We start from the raw sequence: 21,093 nt of genomic DNA on the forward strand, positions 1-21,093 counted from the left end.
AAGCTCATCAATAAGCTCACGGCCATTTGGCATATCTGGAACTAGATAGTGCATAAAGACCTCGACTGGCGAGCCTTGGCCTGTTGCCTTGTCCAAACGCGACGGTGGTGGTTGTTTCGACAGCCATAACCGGCTATTTTTCATGCCGCTTTGCCTCCGCCCCGGCATTTGTAAGGCGCTGCGGCTCATCACGTGACTGTCCCCAGCCTCATTTTTACCGACGATCTTATCCCTGGATATAGCGGTTCCTGCAGCAACCAACCCGGGCTTGTGGGGCCACCCGCGGCGCAGGCCACTATCCATCTATAAGGCTATGCAAAGGTAATGCACGATGTTTGACGAAAAGGATTTTGCCGTCGCCCAATTCTGGAAGATGTTGAAGAAACGTATCGCCTCACACGAACGAAGCGACGATCGCCAGGTGGATAAGGCCCTGCTACAGATGCTATTTATCGTAGCTCTCGATCGGGGGCTGTTATCGATTTCTGCTCAGAAGCCTATCAACTTCAGGCATCTGTTGAGCGAGCGGCACGATCAGGAATTTGACCAGCAGTGGCGGGGCATCTGTGATGAGTTAATCGGCATTCTGGACTTGCCACCGCAGGCTGAGTTTTTTGGATCGATCATCGACAGATCCTTCTTCAAGGAAGCATTCGAAGCCATTGACCGAGAACTACCTCGTTCGCCGGACGAGGTGTTGAGACTGTTCGATTATCTGTTCTTCGCCAGTGCGGCCGCTGATCTTGGGGCCAGTCCACGCTACATGAGCATGGTCGCCAGATTTTCTAGCATGCTGGCTAGGCGAGCTGACAGACTAATCGAGGCATTCGCCTTGACGGGTGAGTTCCTGTCATTGAATCCCGACGGAACGCCTGCCATCCCACCTAGATGGGACACAGCCATTGTGCGATTCATCAAGGGGTGGGAGTTTGAGTTGCGGCTTCGCATGGCTTTTCTTCATGCCGGTACGAAACAACTCACTGAGAAGGACTTTGGCTTCATCAGGCCCCTGTCCGGGGATTTTTTCCTGATTGACGCTCCTCGGAAGCTGTCAAATCGTGCTTCAGGCGCTTTTCAGCAGCAGCGATCAGTATTCAATGCCGACAGCTCTGTGCAGATGGTGGAAGGGCTGCTGAACCACAATCTTTTTTTCGAAGGCGTGGTGATGGTTCGCGGATCAGAACGGATCGCTATCAAGCACGAGATTCAAAGAGTGCGAGAGTGGCTAGTGGAGTCGAAGATGCTGGTTGCAGTGATCGACTTTCCCTCGGGTAGCCGTAATCCGACTATTTCACATAGTGCGTGGGTGCTTCGCGCCCATCCGGCCTCGCCGCGAGAAGCGGTACTGATGGCGGACATGCGAGCGCTGCTACCTGCCAATCATCGTGATGGCTGGACCGCGCTGGCCGAGTTTGCGGCTCGTCTGGTCCTTGCGTGGGAAGGGGATCTACATCATGCCGACTGGTCGCTGCCCGAAAGGACCAACAGCAGCGACAAACGCCTGCACAATATATACCTGCGAGAATTCGGTGACGGCTATCGTGACGTGACTGGTGTGTGCGCTCGCGTGTCAAGGCAACAGCTGTTGGAAAATCATTCTCGCCTACAAGCCCGTGACTACCTGGCTTCTCAGACGCCCCGCATCTGGGCTTCCGGACTGGATAGCGCCGCTATCGCCCAACTACTAGCAGCAAAGCGAGCGCCCCGTGAGCCAATCTATGTGATTGGAAACAATGGTGAGGGTAAAAGCCTGCTACTGCGTGAAATTGCAGAACAGTCTGTAGACCAAGGGCGCGTCACGATTGGGGTGGCTTTTGGCTTTAGTGATCGGTTTGCCCATCGCGCTCAGAAGAATAAAGAGGACGTTTTTTTCCGTTATGAGGGTACCCGCAACGCCAATTCGACAGCGTCAGGCAAAAAGCTCGCATTGGACATGGGTAAGAAGATGTTTGACATTCATTGCGATCCTCATCGACTGGCGGCGTTCAGTATGGGATTGGAACTGTTGGATTTTAGGGCGCGGCGGTATTTGGTGCCTTTTACATCTGAATGGGACAGCCAGGATACCGATTTGCTGGTCAGCTCGACCGTTCTGCTGAGCGATCTTGCCAAGGATAATATAGGTTTAGTTGAACCGAGCGCGTTGGCGAGTATGCAGCCTGCGCTGGGGCGCATGAGCGCGCGCAGTGAGGTCGCGCCGTTCTCTGAGCTGAGTTCGGGAGAACAGCAAATGCTGGCTTTGCTGGTGAAACTGGCGGTTTCGGCGACGCCAAACGCACTTATATTGATCGATGAACCAGAGATTAGCCTGCATGTGAGTTGGCAGCGCTTGCTGCCCGTCATGCTGAGTAGGATGTGTGAGCACTTCGAGTGCGACATGGTGGTAGCGACACACTCTCCTCTCCTGGTAACGAGTGCGTTGACCGCCAGCAATCGTTGCTTTGTTGCCCGAGATCAGCAGTTGATCCCAATGCGAGTCCATGATCGCGGCTCTGTTGAGCGGGTGCTGTTCACTGGCTTTGGCACCCATACTGAAAATAACCGACAAGTACACGAACGCTGTGCTGCGATTGTCTCGGAGGCCATCAAAGCCGTGAACGCGGAGAATCAAAATCTACAGGCCGTCACCCGCTTAAAGGAGGAGCTGGTTGCGATGCGCCGTACCGTCCACTCGGCAACTGGGCAATTGCGCAGTTCATCCCTTGATAGCGAACTTGTGCTCATCGAAAAAACTCTCGAGGCATTGGGTCAGTTGCAAACCTGGGCTCAGGAGACTGGGGAGGGTGGGCGGTGAGTCTGTTACCCGCAGGTCGTGACCGGCAAGCAGAAGAAGCGGAGTATCTGGCGAAGAGCCACAAGAGGGTGAAGCGTCGGCCCCATGCGGCGAAAATCATGAAGAGCGAGAATTTCTTCGATGCTTCACGCAGGGAAAGCCGCGATGTCTGGGGCGAATTCTACGCGACTGAGTGGCAGACACCCGCAGGTCTAATAAAGGGAGCGGAGCTGATGGCTGCCCTTCGCGATCATTTGGCTGAGTTGCAGGACGAGCAGTGTTGCTATTGTCGGGAACCTCTCCTTAAAGGCGGTTACTCCCGCCCCATTGAACACGTCCTCCCCCGGTCCGAGCATCCAAGATTCACCTTGCATTTCTGGAATCTTGCAGTCAGTTGCGAGCGCTGCAACCGGCTCAAGGGCAAGACACAGTCCGAGACTTTTGCGCGTGTGCTCTCCAGTTACCCAGACCTTGCGGATTTCGTGTCTCAGTATCATCCAAGGTTGCATGATTATGATGTGCACATCAAATACACCGCCATTGTTCAGAATGGGGTCAATATTCCGTTGTATGCCGGACGGACCGTCCATGGTCGAAATCTTTGCTCGCAATTCCTTCACGCGGCCGCGCTCGAAATGACCCTTTTATCGCCCAAGTCAAAGTTTTATGGGGACGTGAACACCATTCAAAACTTTATCGTCAGTCATGACGAGGCTGCCATTGACAAGGTTCAGGCGGTTCAGACTGCATTGCTCGAGGCCATGGTCAATGCCGCCACCGGTTGAGAATGACGCGAGTGAAGTGACGAGATCGACCTGATCACAGGTCGGTGCTTGCAGAGGAGATCATCGAGCGATGAGGCGTCGCTCAGGCACTCGTGAGTAATGTTTCGCTCAATCCAGGATCTCACGACGAATCTTGTCCTGCTCTCGCAATTCCTCGGCCAGCTCTCGCAGCATCGGCCTCATCCCACCCGTCCAGGCATTGCGCGATGAAGCCGTCTTACCCTCGACGCTACGTGGTCCGGTGCTTTGCTCCCAAGGTCGCCATTGCCGGATCAGCTCCGCCTGCCTTGCCCGTCGCTCGGGTGTCCAGCCGTTCGCCATGCTCAACCTCCAATAGTTCGTTCTGCGCTTTTTTGGTTTTCCGCGTGCGCGCGGGCTTCTCTTGAATACCGTTGTTGACCTGGACCTGATTGCCGATATTCGCCTGCTTCACGAAAGCAACCTGCTTGGGGTTTTTGAGTTCGCCCAAGGTCTGCAAGGTGGCCCGGGCCTGGTTCTGAGCCTTTAGTGCGAGACGCATGTAGGACTCCAGCCCGCTCATTTGTTTAGCCGACAGTGCACGAGTCGTGAGCTGCGTAAAAAGAACGTTCAGAGTGTGCGCCTGCGCCACTAGCATGTTTTCTGCTTGAGTCATGTCACCGTTGTTGATTGCAGCCGTCTGCCGGCTCAATTCGAGGATGACCTCGGTAAACGGCGTCTCGCCGATCAGGTTGCTGCTGACAAGCAATGCGGCGCTCAGGCACTCCGGAGTCAGATAATTAATGGCGAGGGCCTGCTCCTCCGTCTCCGCCATAGCGAACTTCTTTGCCGGGATATTACTCATTCGCTCGTCTCCATCGGGGTGTTGTTATAACGCTGGCGCAGATCAACACCAGCCGCGCAGTAACGGCCCGTTGCCGAATAACATTCGTCGCAGCCCATCAAGTGGTTGGTGTGTGCCACGTCAGCCTCTCGCCATGCCTGTGACGCCGTAACAGCGGTGAGGATGATGTGCTGCGGCTTAACCTCCTCCACGGCGTGGACCTCGACCGATTGCTCGACCCGCCGCGGCCGGTCGATCCACGCCGGGCTAGTGCGGATGATGTTGGCCACCAGTACGACATCCGCATCGGCCAGTTCGACAAGGTCGTGCGACTCCAAATGCCGCTCTTCCAGCAGTACGGCTGAACGGGTCTCGAGCAGGTGTGCGACACGCGAAAGCCAGGGACTCCACGGCATCGAGTCGTTGGCCGCATTCAGAGCGATGATGATCTCGATCTTGTGCGCGGCCAACTCGACCAGAAGATCGTCAGACGGCGGATGAACCGCACGCAGTTGCAGGCAGCCATCCTGGCTGACCACCATCTCGACGCCGGCCGCACTCGCGCGGTGCATCAGCTCGGCGGCGCTCAAAGCTTCATCTCCCACATCTGTGCGCTTTTCGCATTTGCGGATGCAGGGAACTGCGGATTCTGCGGATTCTGCGGAAGGCCGAGCAAATGCTTGGCTTCAGCGTGCGGAAGCTCTGCGGAAGTTTGCGGAAGCGCTGCGGATGCTGGATGGACAGCGCGGGTAAACGGTGCAACTTCCGCAACGTTCCGCAGATCTTCCGCAATCGCAAAACCACGCAATTGCTGGGCTTCCGCAGAATCCGCAACTTCCGCAAGGGGGTTGATCTTGAATTGCTTGCCGTCGCTGCTCAGCAGGTGGTGGTGCTTCAGCAAAACGGCCAGAACCTTGTCACGCACCTTGGCCGAACGAACCGCAGGCGGCCCCGACTTGCCCAGATCATTAACGTGAAACTCTTGCCAGTCTGCCTTGTGCTTGTGACCGCGCAACCAGCTCATCAGCTCGGCGGCGAGCTTCATCTCGGGACCATTCGCGCCTGCGTCGATGTAGCGCAGCCACTCATCGAGGGAATAGCGCGCCAGCATGCAGGCGCGACGCATGCAGTCGGCATCGATCTGCTTGACACCCTCATAGCAGCCGAGCACCGCAGCCAGGCGCAAACCCTGTTCGGCGCTTCGGGCGGCGAACGGCTTCAGGCCAGCGAACATCCCGAGCGGCCCGCGCTCGCTTTCGATCTCGTTTCGGAAGTCCACCCATACCTGTTTAGCCTCTGCATCAGGCTCCAAAACGGGTGGGGCAACCTCACCGGTTTCCGGGTCGATATGTTCCGGGCTGGCGGCGATCTCTTTGCAGCGCGACCAATACGCTTGCAGACGCGGGTCTGCGTAGGCCTTGCGCTGCAGTGACTCAACAGAGATGAAGCAGGTGCCGGCCAGACTATCCGGCGCCGCGAGCAGGAAGCGAGCAAGGAAGCCCTGCCCGACCAACAACGGATTGCTTAATGCCTCCGCCACGGTTACAGCTTGCGCCATCAAGTGAATGCTCAGGCGGCGGTTGTAGGCTACGCCGGAGCCTTCCAGGTTGCCGCGCGAGCGGGTGCGCTCGAACTTCCCCGAACTGAAGGCTGTCGTCAGGCCGCCAAGGGTCGCGGCCACAGTGTCAGCCTTGAGCGAGTGACCGCCGAGCATTTGTCCGCCTTCGTCCGTGTCCCAGCTTGCAGCCGCCTTGCCCCGGATGAAATCACCAACCAGCGGCTCGAAAGTCGCATCGCTGTATTGGGTTTTCGGATCGGGCGGCAGTGGGTGAGCAGCCAAGAACTCTTCACGCGCCTTGCCCTTCAGGCCAGCAGCCATTGTCTCAATCTCCGCGCAGGCTTGGCGGTGGCGTGCGCGCGCATCCTTCTCCGCTTCGTCAATCGTCTTGAAGGCCAATTCACGCGCGCTCGACTTGCCCTCCCCCGAATCGAACAGCGACAGCATGAACAGCGAGCAGAGCGCGCCTTCAGGCTTGCCCTTTGGGTGCCAAGCGTTGACCCGGGTCTGCGCCAGATGGGTGGCCCCACCAATAACGCATTGCCCGGCGATGGCGGCAGGCACCATTGCATGCTCGACAATGGCTTCGACTGCGCCGCGCAGCACGTAGGGCAGGGCGTCCCAGGGATAAGACGTCGGCAGCGCGGTGTCCGGTAGCAGTGGCTTAGGCGCCAGTCCTGTCGGGGTCTGAATTTCGGTCATCAGGGGCGCATTCATTTCCGGCCCCCGAGCCAGACGGCCAAATCGTTGAAGTCGGACAGATGCAGCGGCGCATCCGCCGGCCAGGCCGGCAGGACATACCCGCAGTTGAGCATCGAAGCCGCATGGATGGCCGCCAGTTTGCCCGCGTTGGGCTTGCCCACCTCCTTGGCACGGTCGTCATCGCCGCCGACAATCAGCACGACATCGGGATAGCGGCGCTTCAGTTCCAAACCAGCCGGCAGCAAGTTACCGGCGCTCATTGCAGCGGCGACCGGCTTGCCGGTTAGCTCATGAAGCGTGGCAGCCGTGGCAATGCCCTCGACGATGAACAGCTCGACGCCGGGCTCGATATACCCGAACAGGCAATAGCAGCCTTTGAAACGACCTCCGCGAAGGAAAAGCTTGCCGCCATCGGCCTTGATACGCTGAAGGCTTACCAATTCGCCGCGCCAGAAGATCGGAGCAAGCAGCTCGCCGCCGCGCTGACGCAGATGGTGAGGCTTGATGCGCTTGCTGGCCAGGTAAGGATGGTTTGGATCAGCCTTGCCGGCGAGCGCCCAGTCGCGACGCGCACGACCGGAGGCCTGCTCCCACTTGGCCCGCGCTTCTTCATCGTCTTGCTGCTGAAGCTGTTCACGCCGGCGGGCCATACGCTGGCGCGCGACCTCCTCGTCAACAAGGTCACGCTTGTGGTCACCACCGAAGTGCAGCCCGAGTTGCCCGGCAAGGATGCGGGCAGCCTCGATCTGCGAGCAGCCGCGCAGGTAGGCCAGCAGCGACACAAGGTCGCCGCCTTTGTCGTCGCTGGCGAAGTCGTTCCATTTGCCGGTGTGCAAGTTGATGCTGAACGACCCGGGCTTACGGTCACCGCGTACCGGGTTGGTCGGCCAGTACTCTTTGCCCTTGCGAGTGCCATCCGGCAGCCAGTCGGCCAGCAGATTGTCGGCAGCGGGCAGAGCCGCACCGGCGATGCGCTGAATTTCAACATGGATAGATGCCAGTGCAGGCTGGCCAGCGCTGACTTTCTTCAGGCCGAACGCTGCCGGCCCGCGTTTATTCGCGGGTTGTTTGATGTGCATGGGTTACGCCTCCTGCGGGGTCAGGAAGTTGCCGAACACCACGGATTCGGACGAAATGCTGCTGCAGGCGTAGCCATCAAACAGCGAGAGAACCTCATCGAAGATAAAGTTCTCATCATCCTCGATACGGCAGTCGGTATTGGTCATCATCGCCCCCAGAACCAGCCAATACAGGGCGAACTGCGCCGTTGTAATCAGCAGGCTGGAGACGGAGCCACAAAGGAACAGGCGCTTGATCGGACTGACAATCCGGCCGCGAGTGCGGCCGCTCTGCCAGCAAAGGGGGTGGCCATTCTTCATTACTGGCCCTCCCCCAGTTGCTCGGAAATCCAGGCATCTACCTCCAGCGAGTCCCAGCCTACCGCATGGGCGCCAGCGATGCGCCGGGCCTTAGGAAAACGGCCCTCTTTCATCAGGTCATAGATTTTGGTGCGGCCCAGGCCCGTGACTTCTTTCACTGTCGGCAAGCGCAGGATGCGGCGCTGGGCGCGATCTGCACGTTGTGTGACTACTTGTGCGGCGTGTGCTTGGTTGGTTGCGGCCATCTTCGTCTTTCTCTCGACTTTGCAGCTCGCGCTGCGGATGGCTATGCATTGAATAGACCCAAGCGGGCGATTTCGATCCAAGTTTTATCGATCAAAAACTTACGGAAAATTTCAGTCCGCGAAAACTACCGAATCAGCCTGGGCTTGAGTCACAGCCTCGACGGCGGCTAGCGCTCTAAGTTCTGACAGGTCGCGCATCAGACCATTAGCCAGCGGAACGACTGTATTGTTGAACGAGCTGTCGCCTTTGACATAACCGACCGCATCGGCCATCACAACACGATTGATGCGGTTGCCGGTCAAAAGCTCCCAAATCCGAAGGTCAAGATACGGCAACAAGCCGTAGCGAACCCATCGTTCATACATCTTATTTTTCCCCTTCGGCCCGCAGGACTGCAAGGCCCTAGCCTCTTTTAGCAATGCCGCGAATGCTTTTTTCAGTACACTGTCTGGTACGCTTAGATCAACTTGTATAACAGGCGACGCAGGGGCACCTTTGTAATAGTCGATGGACAAAGGGGTTGTTTGGCCACTGGGAAGGACTCCGTGCAGGAGCGGAATTACTGGCGACCGCTCTGGCAGAGGTTGAATCTCAGAATTGATTGCCGCCCACTTATGGTACTGGCTCTTTTTCACCTTGCCGTCTCTCACAGCCTGCTTGTCTCGGGCCATTTGCTTGGCGAGATCATTCACACTGACTGGTTTGACAGGTAGACACGGACTATCTGAAATCCATTGGTTTGGCATGCTTTCTGGTTGATCCTCGATAGGAGTCTCCCAAATCTGACTTGCCCCTTCTTCCATGCCCCGCTGCCACGTCATGCAGAGAGTGTCTTGAAGGAATTCCGGTACATCTTGAGAGTAGTCACCCCCAGGGTAGTGCCTCAGAAGATCACTGCGTCGCTCAAGTTGTTTCATCCACTCAAACGCCCTGAACGATTCAGCTCCCTTGTATTTCTTTAGGTCGAACCACCTTGGCAGATTTTGCAGTCTTGTAATTTTGGCCACTGCTGCGCCTCCACAGGCAACCTACACAAAAAAGCGACCAGCCAACGAGGTAGGTAATCTCGCTTTTCGCCCCGTCGGGCTAGACTGGTCATAACTCGGTTAGGCGCGTTTGAAGTCGCCTTGAATGACGTTTGACGCTGGCGGAGTGGTAATGAATTTCGCCCAATCAGCCATCAAGGCGCGGCGCTTGTCGATGAAATCAGATCGAGAATAGGCGGCCTCGGTCTGGTCACGCTCGTCGTGGGCCAAGGCCAGTTCGCAGACTTCACGAGGATACTGAGTGTATTCGCTTGCCCAGTCACGGAAGCTCGACCGAAAACCATGACGAGTGACGTCATCATGCCCGAGGCCGTGCAACAGATTGCGGATGGCGTTGGCATGCATAACGCCTGTCTTGCCTTGACCAGGGAATAGGTGCGAGTTGTCCTCGTCGCGCGGCAGGCCTTCCAGCAGCTCGACAACCTCGGGAGCCAGGGGAATATTGAAGGCTTGGCGCATTTTCATCCGCTCGGCAGGCAGCGACCAGATACCGGCCTTCAAGTCGAACTCCGACCATTTTGCAAAGCGAACCATGAGCGCGCGCGCACCAGTTAGGATCAGCAGGCGGGCCGCCACAGAGGCTCGAGATTGGTCCACCGCCAGCCTGACCATAAGCGTCGGCACATCCTTCCACTTCATTGCGGGGAAATGCTGGCGCTGGCGGGCTTTCTTCTTTTCCACTTTGCTCAGCAGGCTGTCCAGATGCCCGCGCCAGCGTGCCGGGTTGTCGCCATCACGCAGCTTGTGCGCCTTGGCGGCATCTAGAATCTGCTCGATTTGTCCACGCACCTCGTCGGCGGTGCGGGTCTTGGTTACCCAGATTGGGCGAAGTACCTTCAGGACCTGCTCGGTCTGAACCTCAGCAGCAGGCAGCTTGCCGATGATAGGGAAGGCATACAGCTCCAGTTTTCGCAGCCAGCCTTTACGCCACTTTTCCGACCATGTGGAACCATGAGCGTTCCGGTATTCGGTCGCGAGCGACTCAAAAGTCACACGGCGCGATTGCGCTTGTCGCTCCGCTTCGCGCTTCACTTCTCGTTCGAAATCACGGGCGGCCAGAGGATCATTACCAGCAGCCAAGACCTTGCGTTGATCTGCAGCCAGTTCGCGGGCCTTCGCAAGAGTCACGGTTGGATACGGGCCGAGGCCCATTTCACGGGCTTTGCCTTCATGCTTGTAACGGAAAATCCAACTGGACACCCCAGCTTTGCTTATCTGGAAATACAGACCATCACCGTCGTTGGTTTTACCTGCGTCTCCAGACCGGACAAGTGATTCGATTGCCTTGATTGTCAGCTTGCCCATAAAGCCCCCGCCATTCCGACCCACACCCTGACCCACACCTAAATCGCGGCATGCTGCGATTTAGAACGGACATTTACGATCTGATAGTAGGCTTAAAGCCTTGTAAAATCTAGGCTTCGAGGAAATCTGCGAAAAGCTGCGGAAGAGAAGAATGCCGGCCACAAGCCGGCTTTTTAATGCCTGAAAAAAGTTAACTGCCCAGAACCTGCATTTGTCTCAGCAGCGCTGTCACTTCCCCCTCACGGATAACTAAACCCTTTCACCAATGTCAACTCCCCCACCGCACGCATCGGCACCAGGAACGTCTCCATCTTCTCGCTCGGCGTGCCTTCCTCGGTAATCACCGTTACCTGCGCGGTAGTCAGCGCTTGCACCGCATCTTCCTGCCCCTCCTCATCACTGCTGTACCCGCCACCGAAGTAGTTCACATACACCAGATATTGCCCCTTGATCGGCGCAGGCATGGCGAAGATTTCCGGGCCGTAGCCGGTGGTGACGTCGACGTCGAGCGCTGCGCCGTTGGGGACGACGCGGTCGCCGTACCAGATGTGCGCGCCGTCGGGGGTGATCAGGTGCAGGTCAAGGTCGGTGCCGTCGCTGTCCCAGGCCAGCAATACGCGCAATTTGGCCGGGGTCGCGCCGCCGCTGCTGTTGAGAAATTGCGTGCGCTGACGTTGTTGGCCATCAGGGCTGCGAACCTCGACGCTGTTGCTGCCGTTGGGGAATGAGAACGGGCGATCGAAGCGCCCCGCCGGGTCGATTTTCAGCGGCATGCTGACTCCGTTGACGATCAGACGGCCGGGCTCTGTGGATTTGGCTGTAGCTTTGATCTGCCCGCTGATGCGAGCCGTGTTGGCCTGCCCTGTCGGGGTATTCACCGATGAGGCCGGGTAGTTGACAGTCTGCCGGAAGTTTTCCCCTTCGCCCTCATGCGCGCCGGTGCGCCAGCCGCCTGCGGGGGTGTCGAGTTTGACGCTGTCAGCCGCCATCACCGATGGCAACGCCACCAGCGAACAGAGCAACAGCAAGACCTGTGGATAACGGAGTTTCATGGTCTATTCCAGCAAGAGGTGGCGGGCGAGCCCTTCGATGTAGGTTTCATCCTGGCCATTGGGGTGTGCTTCGAAGGCCAGGTGCAGGTATTCGTGGGTCAGGTCGAGGCGGTCTTGCAGTGTCTGCGCGCCACGCACGTAGATACGCTGGCGTTCGCGGTCGACATAGGGGCGGCCGAATGCCAGACGGCATACGGCGAAGGTGCTGACTTCGTTGTAGCCGGTTTCGCTTTCAAGTTTTTGGCGCCAGCCGCGCCGTTGTTTCTGCAGCCATTCTTGTGCGGCAGGTAACGCTTCGCAGGACGCGACCGGGTTGTCCCAGCGACTGAGACTGGCGCGTGGGTAGGCGTGCAGCAGGATGGCGTCGTAGCGCTGGCCGGCACGGGCCTGTTCGACGGCTTGCTGCCAGGACAGTTTGTCCGGGCCGGGTTGATCGGAATGGTAGGTGATGGTGCTGCCGGCCAGCACCAGGTCGCTGGTCCAGGCGGCGATGTCGCGAGACTCGGACGACGCCGGACGCGGTGCGACCCGCTGACGACTGCTGCTGTCGTCGATGCTCAGGCAGTCACCGCTGCGCGTGGCGTTTTGCAGCAGGTAAGTGCGGATGGCCACGGCCAGGGCTTTGGCGGCTTCGACCGGTTCGGTACTGGCTTCGCGCTGGAGCACACGGGCAACGTACTCTTCGCGATTCAGACGAGCCACGAGCTTGTCGCTCAGCAGAAACAGTTCACCGTCGCTGTGGATATCCAGCGCATTACCGTTGGCGAATTCGACGCGGTAGTCACCCTGCAATGCCCCGGAAGTCACTGCGGTGCCCCCTGACAGCACGCGCCGAAGTGGATAGCGAGAGAACAGGTCGACCTCTACGCACTGCCCTGCATCCACAGGCCATGCAACAGGAATCACGGTAGACAGTGCCTGCGCGTAATCACGCAGTACCCGTTGACTGGTACCGCGCCCGCCGGCCCAGACCGGTGTACCGTCCGCCGTCCAACCGGCAAACCCGCCCTGTCGCGATGTTGCATCCTGATCCGCCAGCCAGCTCCAGGTCTTCACCCGCAGACGGCTTCCGAGTTCGCCGACGACCTGGCCATCGGCGGCATTGAGCATCACATCGAGCAACACACGCCGGGCTTGATCCTGCGCCGGCAGCACGGCCAACATCTTCAACAGTTCCGCCACCGAAACCCGGGTAGCCGGTTGCAACGAAGGCAAATCCAGCAACCATTGCGGCGCCTGCCGCGTCTGCCAATAGGCTCGCCAGTCGGCATCGCTGATGCCCAACCGTGCGGGTTCGAAATACAGACCGCATGACTTCACCAACGCCTGATCACGCTCGATCCTGCCGCCCGCCGTGCAGCAATAAACCTCTTCCTTCGACTGGCCCCGGCATTCATAAGCCGGCTCACGTGCGCCGGTGTCCACCAGCCAGGCGTAGACGAACAACTTCCACACACTGCCCAATGGCGACTGCAACGTCTGCGGCAACGGCTCGCGGGTGATCACCTGCGTTCGACTCAGCGACAACAAATCGCCCTTGAAGGCCAGGCGCAAAGGTTCGTCCTGCGCCGTTGCCAGCACAGGGATCAAACACAACAACCAAGCTGTCAGCCGCCTGTGCACGTCAGTGAACCGTGACCTGGCCAAGGGCTGCCTTTTGTTCCATCGCCTGATGCTGCGGCGCATAAACCTGAGTGAAACGCACCGGCGGCAAGTTGAACTGCCCTTTCTGCGAGAAACGCACCAAATGCCTCAGGCGCAATTCACCACTCAAGGCATCGACCGGAATGGCGTAAGCCATTTGCCCCGGTTCGAAACGCGCCTTCTCCAGCGATGTCGGCTCGGTGCCGGCCTTGCCCATGAGTTTGATGCCCCAGGTCGTGCGCTCGACATCGGCGCCCGGTGGCAGCGGCACTTCCAGCATCCCGTAACGCAACGGTCTGGCGGCTTGGCTGGTGACGATCACCTCATCGAGATAGAGGTTGTCGCTGGACAGTGGCGCGTTGCCGACCGCTTCAAGTTTGAAGGTGAAAGCCTCATCCCCCGGCACCAATCGCGACAGGCGACGGGTGATGGTCACGGCCATCGGATCGACCGCCGGCTGTTGGCTGCGGTAACTCAATGCAGCGCGCAGCGGACGCTCTTGCGCGCCGGTCAGCGTCAATACCGTCGGCACTGGCGCAGCCCCCTGCCACGTCCAATACATCTCCCCAGAAGCCCCGTACTGCTTCTTCCAGCCCTCACCCGGCGCCAATGCAATGGTGGGCGATGCCTGCTCGATGCTGCGTTGCAGCCAGGTCAACGCCAACGCACGTTCCAGGGTCGATTGCTGAGGCAGCAAACGTTGCAGCAAGGCCTGGGCGTGAGCCTGATCGAAGGGTTGCAGCGACAGGTTCAGCGCTTCGGCAAACGGCTGGGAACTGACCGCCAGACGTTGCTGCGCGTCGGCCAGTTGCCGATTGAACGCGTCCGGTAAAGCGACCTTCGCTTGCCTGGCCAACGATGCCGTCAGCACGCGTGCAGCCGCCAGCCCCAAGGCTGAATCCGGATCACTCATGACGAGGCTGTCTTCGCCGTTCTCCATCAGGTTCGCCGCGGTGCCCTCGCCCGCTTTCGCCAGGTCGTCCATCAAGCCACTGAGCAAGGTGTTGACCGGCAACTGCATCTGTTTGGCGAACGACAGGATCAGCGCCCGCTGCAACAACGGCGTGTTCTTCGCCTGTTTGGCGTAGACCTCCAGCACCCGCTGCCAATGCTCCGGCGGCAGGCTCAGTTCCAGCACCTGGCTGGCGTGCCAGTCGGCGTAGTAGGCATAGGCGGTGAGGAATGCATCCGGCTCGCCATCCATGCCCCACCAGGTGAAGCTCGCCGAAGGGCCGGCCATTTGTACCAGACGCAAGCGACTGTTTTGCATGATCAGACGCAGGCGATCGCGGATCTGCGGATTCGCCGCCAGCGTCGGGTAGGCGATGCTCAATGGCAGCAGGCCGCTGGCGGTCTGCTCGACGCCACCGTAGGGGTAGCTCAACAGATCGTCGAGTGCAGAACGGAACAACGTTTGCGGACTGTCGTCCAGACGCAGGCGGATATCACTGGCGTCTGTCGGCAACGTCAGCGGCGTATCGCCCTCACCCACATCAAGGCTCTGGGTTTGAGTCACCTGCCAGCCTTCACCGGTCGCACTCAGGCGCACCGCCAGGGCATCAGCGATTTTGCCATCCTGCATCAGCTCGGCGCTCCACTCGCCATTGACCAGTTCAAAGGTCGGCAACGGGATGTAGTTGATGCCACTGTTCAGAGTTACAGGCACGCGCTGTTCGTTGCCGGCGTAACGGGTCACCAGTTCGGCCTTGACCGGTTTCTCGGCCTGACTGAAGGCGAACACACCGAGGTCCGGTTTGTCACCGGCGCGGAATCGGGTCGGCCCGCTCCACTTCAGGTACAGCGGTTTTTCCGAGCGTACGAACTGCTTCTTCTGCCCGACCTGACCGCCATCGGCGATGGCCCTGGCGGTGATGCGCCAGCGGGTCAGGGAGTCGGGCATCTTGAAGGTGAAGCGGGTTTTGCCGTTGGCATCGGTCAGCAATTCAGGTTGCCACGCCGCCGTGTCAACGTCCTCGCGACGCGGCCGCTCCAGCACTTTCACGCCGCGCTCACTGCGATTGGCCTTGCCCGGTGCGCCGGGGCTGCCCGGCAAGGCGACGTCATAACTGATGAACGACAAACTGGCGCTGGTGCGCACGTTGTTGCGCCGTGGGTGATAGAAGAACTGGTCGATGCTCGGCGCGACTTCCGGTTGCAGGGCGTAGACCATTTCATCGACCACGCTGACCGTCAGGTGCGCGGGGATCGCTTTGCCGGCGAACCCGGTGGTCAGGTCCACCGAGACGGTTTCACCCGGTAGGTAGGTTTCTTTGTCGGTGGCGATGGCCACGTCGATCTGTGGCGTTACCACCTTGATGCCGGCGTTCTGGAAACTGTATTGGCCGCCCTTGGTGTACAACACCGAGAAGGTCAGGTTCGGCGCGAAACCGTCTTTCACCGGGATGCGCGCGCGGTATTGGGTATCGCTGAGTTTTTCCATCGTCAGCCAGTCGCCGCCCTTGGAAAGTAGCGCAGTGGCTTCGACCTTGTCGCGTTCCAGAGATAACAGCGCATCACTCACTGGCTCGGGGAAAGTGATCAGCGCCAGCGCTTCATCGCCTGCGATGTACTCGGGCTTGTCGAGGACGATTTCCACGGTGCCGGGTACGGCTTTGACACCTTCGCCGGTCACCGAATGGCCGGTGGCGCCGACCGCCCGGCCATGATCATCCTTGAGCGTCAGGTTGTAGGTGCCTGGCCGGTCAAAGGCCAGGGTGAAACCTTTGTCGATTGCCGCGAGCTTGCCTTCGCCGGTGCTCTGGTCCTCCAAACGCACCCAGCCATAGCTGCCTGGCGTAACCGCATCGGCTTGCTCGCCTTCGCGGGCGTAGCTGAAGGCAACCTTGTCACCCACCGCGCTGAAGCGTTGAGGCGCGCTCAAGCGAAAATTCGCCGCGCCACGGTCGATGAGGATTTCCTTGGTGGTCTTGACCCGATACGCCGCACCGTCGCTGGCAAACACCGTGAGCATGTAGCGACTGGGCTTGTCCGCTGCCGGCAAGTCAAGGGACGCGCTGCCCTTGGCGTCGGTGGTCAATTCGGCGCTGGTCAGCTCCACCGGAAATTGCCCGAGGTATTGCAGTTCGTTGTCGACCATCGACAGCTGTTGGGCGCGCAGGCTCAGGCTCAGTTTCGCATTGGCCACCGGTTTTCCATCCGGGTACAGCAGCACCAGGCTGCCCTTGACCGGTTCGCCTGTGCGGTAATCCTGCTTGGCCAGGTTGAGCGAAATCTCGAAGTGCGGCTTGATGTATTCAGCCACGCGGAAGGCGCTGCTGTAAGCCTGATCCTTGTAGTTGAAACGCAGTTCATAGCCACCGGCCACAGCGTTATCGGGCAACTGGAATCGGCCCTGGGTGCCAGCCTTGGAATCGAGCTTCAGATCGAGGGATTGCAGCGCCGTGCCGGTCGCATCCAGCACGGTCACATTGACGTCGGCCGCGCTTGGCTGCACCGAGTCCCGCGCGTTCTTGAACTCCCGCCCGACGATTTTCAGCGACACCCAATCCCCCGGTCGATACAGCGGCCGGTCGGTGAAGGCATAGAGTTTGGTGTCGTAGATTTCGCTGTCGTAGTAGAAATTCTCGGAGACGAACACCCCGCCCTCTTCGTCTTCGCCGATCACGAACGAACGCTCGGGGCTGACGTGTTTCAAGCGCAGCAAGCCATCGGTATCGGTGGCGCCGCTGCTCATTACGCCCAGGCCATCGGTCCACAGCACATTGACCTTCGGCACCGAGCTGCCTTCGTGTTTGCGCGCGGCCCACACCAGCAATTCGTCACCGGCGATCTTGCTCACCGCCACGGTGTTGGAGACGAACACCATGGTGGTGGCGCGGTACTTGCCGATCAGCGCTTCCACCAGATAAAGACCCGGCTTGAGATTGCCCAACGGGATGTACACGTTGCCCGGCGCGACGCTGACGAACTCGCTGGAAGAACCGGCCAGGTTCACCCCGGCAGGTGGCTGGATCGGCTTGGCCTGCCACAACGGATAACGGAACTGGCTGACCACGGGCAAACCCGGTATCAGTGCAAATTGCGGCTGCGCATCGTAGGGCGTTGGCGCGGCCATCGCGTTGCCCATCTTCAGTTCCGGCACTTCCTCGGTGACTTGTTTACGCGACTCGTAGGAAAACGCCCGCTGCATCACCCGACGGGATTTGCGATACCAGTTGTCCCACAGGTAAGCGAGGGTGTTGGACAACCCTTCGCCCTTGAACTGGCCATCGCTGACCACTCGATGCAGGTTCTTCTGGCGCTTGAGGAAATCCAGCGGTTTGTCGATGCGATACACCCGAATATCGGCGCCGCCGTAGGGCTCCATGCGAAACCGACGATAGTCGCGACCCGGCGCTTCAAGGCGCACCATCGCCTGTTCATCGCTGGCAAAGCTGCTGTCGGCCAGCAGGAAAAAACTCTCGCCGGCCACTGGCGCATAGCCGCTGGCCGGGACCGAGTCTTCGGCGTTTACCGCCGAGAACGGCAGCACCAATACCAACATCAGAGACAGAAAACGCAGCATGCGGGCACCGGTCATTGGGAAAGAAAATTCAGTCGATAGACGCCGATGAAGTTGGGGTTGGCTGCGTCGGGTATCCATCGGGTGTCCTTCCATGTCATGAGTTGCTGCAGGCTTGCCGAACGCATGCCGTTGTCGGTGGGGGTGCTGGTGCCGGTGTGATAGGCGATGTAACGGCCCATCCAGATCATCAGGTGCTGGTCGTCGCCCTGGTCGAAAAACATCAGGTCGCCAGGGCGCGCTTGAGACACATCGCGGCTGACCAGATGGCTGTTGAACTGGATCAATTTGATCGCATTGACGTATGGCCCGACCTTGCCGCCGCCCTGCTGCCATTGCTGGGCAAGACCGCGCTGGGCGTCGCTCAATTGCAGTTCCGGCGGCAGGTAACGATTGGACAGGCCATTGCTGCGCAGCCATTTGTCGTCATGGACTTTCAGCGCTTCGTTAGCGGCGAAGCGCACCAGCCCGGCACAGTCTTGTTGATACCAGCGCGGGCTCGGGCCCTGGCTCAGTTGCTCCTGGGCAATGCGCACGAACCAGGCACGAAACACCTGGGATTGCTGTGGGTCGAGCGACGGTGCCTCGACAGCGCGGGCACCCGCGCTCAGCAACAACGCCAGCAGGCCGAGACTTCGGATCAATGCCGTCACAGGGCTTTCCACTCCAGCGGCAGCCACTGCCAGTGGCCGTCTGGCTCGCTGCCTTCGGGCAAGGTCAGGGCGTATTTACCGTAGCCGCCGAGCTTGCGCAGCTTCGGGATCAGGTAGGTTTGCGCGGCGTTATAGAACACCGGTTCCATGTCCTGGGGCAGGCTGTCGAGGGTTTCCTGCTGCATCAGTTGCGCCATGGAATCCGGGCCGAAATAGACCGGCATCAGCAGGTCTTTAGGTACCACGTCGGCCATCGGCGGGAAGCGTTTGTCGAGGGTGCCAAGAGCCTTGTCCACCAACTTGTCATCGAGGGAAAAAAGCAACGTCGAACCATGCCGCGCCAGGCTGACTTTCATGAACGTCTTGCCGGTGATCGCGTCGGGGTTTTCGGCCTCTTTGGCCGCATAGGGACCGAAACTGGAGCTGACCTGGCGTTGCCACTGGTGGCTCTGGCCTTCCTGTTTTTCCACCACCGGGAAGGCGCCGTCCTCGACCTTGCTCTCGTAGGCACCGACCATCGTGTCGAACAGGCTGCCCAGATCTCCATCGAGTTTGCCGCTGTCATCATCGTTGAGGCTGGCCACCAGCAAGGGTGTGTACAACCGCGAATCGGCATACCAGCACAAGCCCGCCACGCCGGCCATGTGTTCGGTCAGCGCCTGGGCCACTGACTCTTGCGCACCGAGCTTCACCAGCAGCGGTTTCTGTTGTTCGGCCGCCAGCGGCAACGCCACGCAAGCGCTGGCGCCCATGGGCATGGCTTGCCAGATCGGTTTGAAATCGAAGTCTGGCTGATTCTCCAGTTCATCCATGGCCAGGAAGCTGTGCCAGCCCTTGTCGTCCATGTCAAAACGCAGGCCGGCGAAGTTAGGGATGAAACGCTGGTAACCCATGGCCAGCACGCTGGCATTCACCGACAGGCGTTGTTTCACTTGCGGCTCACGAGGTGCCAGGCCGAAGGCTTCGGGAAACAGTTTGTCGCCATTGAGCAGCGCAGCAATGGCCGTGGTCGACACGCTGCCCGATTCTTCCGTTGCGCCACTTTGCGGGTCGTAGAGTTTCGCCGGATTGGACAACACCACCAGTTTGTCGCCATGGGACGCGAACAGCAGCGCCTTGCTCGCGTTGTAGTTGAGTTGATAGAGCGCCACGTCGTCGGTACCGACCTTCACGTCAGCGACCTTGCTCAGCTGCGAGTCGCCCAGCGCCACTTTGGCCAGCGGCTCCAGCACCTTGGCCAGCCCGCCGCGATCCATCACCAGCAGGAACTCCTTGAGCCGCCCATCCGCCCCGCGCCACAACGCTACATCGGCAGGCTGATCGAACAACTGCTCGATCAAGGTGTCCTGCAGTTTCAGGTCGTGTTCGTAGATGATCCGCCGCAAGCTGCCGATCAAGCCCAAGCGATCGGCATGGGTTTCGTAATAGAAGACGAAATCTTCGGTCAGGGTTTCCTTGAGGAACGGCACCGCCAGCAAGTCCTTGGGCAACTGGCTCAGGGAGTGGGTTTCCAATAGGCCATCCGGGCGGCTCATGCCCAGCTTGTCACTGGCCAACACGGGGGCCGGGGCCTTGGGCTTGTGCATGAACCACCCCAACCCACCGGCCACGACAACGACCAGGCATATTCCGATCAGCAGCGTCGGCCAATGCAGGGGAGGTTTGGCCGCGGGTGCGCCAGCGGCCGGAGTAACAGTGCTATCACTCATGTTCACAAAACCCGAATTTCATCCGTGGAGCGGGGATGCTTAGTAGTTGAAAGTCTTGACCAGCAGCAGATCGCCGATCGCACGCAGGGGCACGATGAACGTCTCGCGTTTTTCATCGACGGTGTTTTCGTTGAGCACCAGGTTGATCTGCGAGGTAATCACCTCGTTCTGGTTGCTGGTCTCATCGAAGTTATAGCCGCCGCTGCCGAAGTTGCCCCAATAGTTCACGTAAACCAGATAGGTGCCACGCAGCGGTGCGGTCATGGTGAACATTTCCGGACCCGGGCCATCGACGCCGTCGGGGTCGAGGCCGCCGCCATTGGTCAAGGCCGAATGCGCCCAGAAGGCATGCTGGCCATCAGGCGTGACAATATGCAGGTCGAGTTCGGCTTTCGGATCGTCCCAACCCAGCACCACGCGAATCCGCGCCGGGGTGCGAAGGTTGTTGGCTTCATAGAATTGAACACGCTTGAGAGACTGGCCTTCGGCGCTGCGCACTTCGACGCTGTTGGAACCGGCGCCAAACGCATAAGGTCGGGCGAAACGCCCTTGTTCGTCGGTATAGAGGTTCAGCGGATTGCCGTTGACCGCCAACGTGTGCGGCCCGCGCTGAGTGCCGAGGGCCTTGAGCCGGCCTTCGATCATCGTGCGATTGCGCTGAACGCCCCGGTCGATGGGTGGCGTGGGATAGGCGACTTGCGGGTTTTCCGTGCGGTCCAGCAACCCGTTGAAGCGCCAGCCGCCCACCGGCTCCGACACCTCGGCACTTGGCGCGGCCAGAACCGGCACACAGACCAACCCGATCAGCAGCAAAAGAAATGAGCGCATGTGACGCCTCCTGCCATGCATGACGAAACCTTGCGCCTGATCCTGAGCGCATTACAGATGTGGATACTGCGTTTCGTCTGAAAGACCCG

The 21,093-nt window shown here is 59.4% G+C and carries 16 protein-coding genes; 2 read left to right on the plus strand and 14 right to left on the minus strand.

The features are described 5' to 3' along the window. Window positions 1–331 precede the first annotated feature (331 nt). Window positions 332–2,794: an AAA family ATPase gene (locus PSJE_RS29540; RefSeq protein WP_090451623.1), complete on the plus strand. Its 2,463-nt coding sequence runs from the start codon at window positions 332–334 to the stop codon at window positions 2,792–2,794. Beyond that, the gene (locus PSJE_RS29545) at window positions 2,791–3,558 is read left to right on the plus strand and encodes an HNH endonuclease (protein WP_090451625.1); all 768 of its coding nucleotides are present in this window, start codon (window positions 2,791–2,793) and stop codon (window positions 3,556–3,558) included. The genes PSJE_RS29540 and PSJE_RS29545 overlap by 4 nt, the downstream gene beginning before the upstream one ends. Before the next feature lie 229 nt (window positions 3,559–3,787). On the opposite strand, the gene PSJE_RS31860 is transcribed toward PSJE_RS29545, so the two are convergent. The 14 genes from PSJE_RS31860 to PSJE_RS29615 form a co-directional block, all read right to left on the minus strand. Further along, a complete protein-coding gene (locus PSJE_RS31860) occupies window positions 3,788–4,381 on the minus strand; it encodes a hypothetical protein (RefSeq protein ID WP_235863925.1) in 594 nt (197 codons plus the stop codon). Further along, window positions 4,378–4,950 (minus strand): hypothetical protein, encoded by a 573-nt coding sequence (locus tag PSJE_RS29555; protein ID WP_090451627.1) that lies wholly within the window; start codon window positions 4,948–4,950, stop codon window positions 4,378–4,380. The genes PSJE_RS31860 and PSJE_RS29555 overlap by 4 nt, the downstream gene beginning before the upstream one ends. Next, entirely contained in the window at window positions 4,947–6,635 is a 1,689-nt protein-coding gene (locus PSJE_RS29560; RefSeq protein ID WP_090451629.1) for a DUF3987 domain-containing protein, read from the minus strand. The genes PSJE_RS29555 and PSJE_RS29560 overlap by 4 nt, the downstream gene beginning before the upstream one ends. Further along, on the minus strand, window positions 6,632–7,699 hold the full coding sequence (locus tag PSJE_RS29565) for a toprim domain-containing protein (RefSeq protein ID WP_090451631.1): 1,068 nt from the start codon (window positions 7,697–7,699) through the stop codon (window positions 6,632–6,634). The genes PSJE_RS29560 and PSJE_RS29565 overlap by 4 nt, the downstream gene beginning before the upstream one ends. Window positions 7,700–7,702: 3 nt before the next feature. Beyond that, a complete protein-coding gene (locus PSJE_RS29570; protein ID WP_090451633.1) occupies window positions 7,703–7,999 on the minus strand; it encodes a hypothetical protein in 297 nt (98 codons plus the stop codon). After that, window positions 7,999–8,244, minus strand: coding sequence for an AlpA family phage regulatory protein (locus tag PSJE_RS29575; RefSeq protein WP_090451635.1), 246 nt, complete (start codon window positions 8,242–8,244; stop codon window positions 7,999–8,001). The genes PSJE_RS29570 and PSJE_RS29575 overlap by 1 nt, the downstream gene beginning before the upstream one ends. 111 nt (window positions 8,245–8,355) lie before the next feature. Continuing rightward, window positions 8,356–9,252, minus strand: coding sequence for a DUF6387 family protein (locus tag PSJE_RS29580; protein ID WP_090451637.1), 897 nt, complete (start codon window positions 9,250–9,252; stop codon window positions 8,356–8,358). A 99-nt stretch (window positions 9,253–9,351) separates the two neighbouring features. Further along, on the minus strand, window positions 9,352–10,596 hold the full coding sequence (locus PSJE_RS29585) for a tyrosine-type recombinase/integrase (RefSeq protein WP_090451639.1): 1,245 nt from the start codon (window positions 10,594–10,596) through the stop codon (window positions 9,352–9,354). Window positions 10,597–10,835: 239 nt separating this feature from the next. After that, window positions 10,836–11,648 carry a YfaP family protein gene (locus PSJE_RS29590; protein ID WP_090451641.1) on the minus strand — a complete coding sequence of 271 codons (813 nt, stop codon included), beginning with the start codon at window positions 11,646–11,648 and terminating at the stop codon, window positions 10,836–10,838. 3 nt (window positions 11,649–11,651) lie between these two features. Next, window positions 11,652–13,271 carry a DUF2300 domain-containing protein gene (locus tag PSJE_RS29595; protein ID WP_090451643.1) on the minus strand — a complete coding sequence of 540 codons (1,620 nt, stop codon included), beginning with the start codon at window positions 13,269–13,271 and terminating at the stop codon, window positions 11,652–11,654. 1 nt (window position 13,272) lies between these two features. Further along, window positions 13,273–17,832: an alpha-2-macroglobulin family protein gene (locus PSJE_RS29600; RefSeq protein ID WP_090451645.1), complete on the minus strand. Its 4,560-nt coding sequence runs from the start codon at window positions 17,830–17,832 to the stop codon at window positions 13,273–13,275. Continuing rightward, complete coding sequence (locus PSJE_RS29605) at window positions 17,829–18,467, minus strand: DUF1175 domain-containing protein (RefSeq protein WP_057713137.1); 639 nt, start codon at window positions 18,465–18,467, stop codon at window positions 17,829–17,831. Before PSJE_RS29605 ends, PSJE_RS29600 begins: the two co-directional genes overlap by 4 nt. Continuing rightward, window positions 18,464–20,176: a DUF2138 domain-containing protein gene (locus PSJE_RS29610; protein ID WP_090451649.1), complete on the minus strand. Its 1,713-nt coding sequence runs from the start codon at window positions 20,174–20,176 to the stop codon at window positions 18,464–18,466. Before PSJE_RS29610 ends, PSJE_RS29605 begins: the two co-directional genes overlap by 4 nt. 39 nt (window positions 20,177–20,215) lie before the next feature. Then, window positions 20,216–21,004: a YfaP family protein gene (locus PSJE_RS29615; protein ID WP_090451651.1), complete on the minus strand. Its 789-nt coding sequence runs from the start codon at window positions 21,002–21,004 to the stop codon at window positions 20,216–20,218. Window positions 21,005–21,093: the final 89 nt, after the last annotated feature.

It is taken from the genome of Pseudomonas jessenii (assembly GCF_002236115.1).
Classification (GTDB): domain Bacteria; phylum Pseudomonadota; class Gammaproteobacteria; order Pseudomonadales; family Pseudomonadaceae; genus Aquipseudomonas; species Aquipseudomonas jessenii.

Bases quoted from the DNA above. Each gene is read 5' to 3' on its own strand.
- PSJE_RS29540 (WP_090451623.1), top strand. From the start codon at position 332: ATGTTTGACGAAAAGGATTTTGCCGTCGCCCAATTCTGGAAGATGTTG.
- PSJE_RS31860 (WP_235863925.1), bottom strand. From the start codon at position 4,381: ATGAGTAATATCCCGGCAAAGAAGTTCGCTATGGCGGAGACGGAGGAG.
- PSJE_RS29560 (WP_090451629.1), bottom strand. From the start codon at position 6,635: ATGAATGCGCCCCTGATGACCGAAATTCAGACCCCGACAGGACTGGCG.
- PSJE_RS29565 (WP_090451631.1), bottom strand. From the start codon at position 7,699: ATGCACATCAAACAACCCGCGAATAAACGCGGGCCGGCAGCGTTCGGC.
- PSJE_RS29570 (WP_090451633.1), bottom strand. From the start codon at position 7,999: ATGAAGAATGGCCACCCCCTTTGCTGGCAGAGCGGCCGCACTCGCGGC.
- PSJE_RS29575 (WP_090451635.1), bottom strand. From the start codon at position 8,244: ATGGCCGCAACCAACCAAGCACACGCCGCACAAGTAGTCACACAACGT.
- PSJE_RS29585 (WP_090451639.1), bottom strand. From the start codon at position 10,596: ATGGGCAAGCTGACAATCAAGGCAATCGAATCACTTGTCCGGTCTGGA.
- PSJE_RS29590 (WP_090451641.1), bottom strand. From the start codon at position 11,648: ATGAAACTCCGTTATCCACAGGTCTTGCTGTTGCTCTGTTCGCTGGTG.
- PSJE_RS29600 (WP_090451645.1), bottom strand. From the start codon at position 17,832: ATGACCGGTGCCCGCATGCTGCGTTTTCTGTCTCTGATGTTGGTATTG.
- PSJE_RS29610 (WP_090451649.1), bottom strand. From the start codon at position 20,176: ATGAGTGATAGCACTGTTACTCCGGCCGCTGGCGCACCCGCGGCCAAA.
- PSJE_RS29615 (WP_090451651.1), bottom strand. From the start codon at position 21,004: ATGCGCTCATTTCTTTTGCTGCTGATCGGGTTGGTCTGTGTGCCGGTT.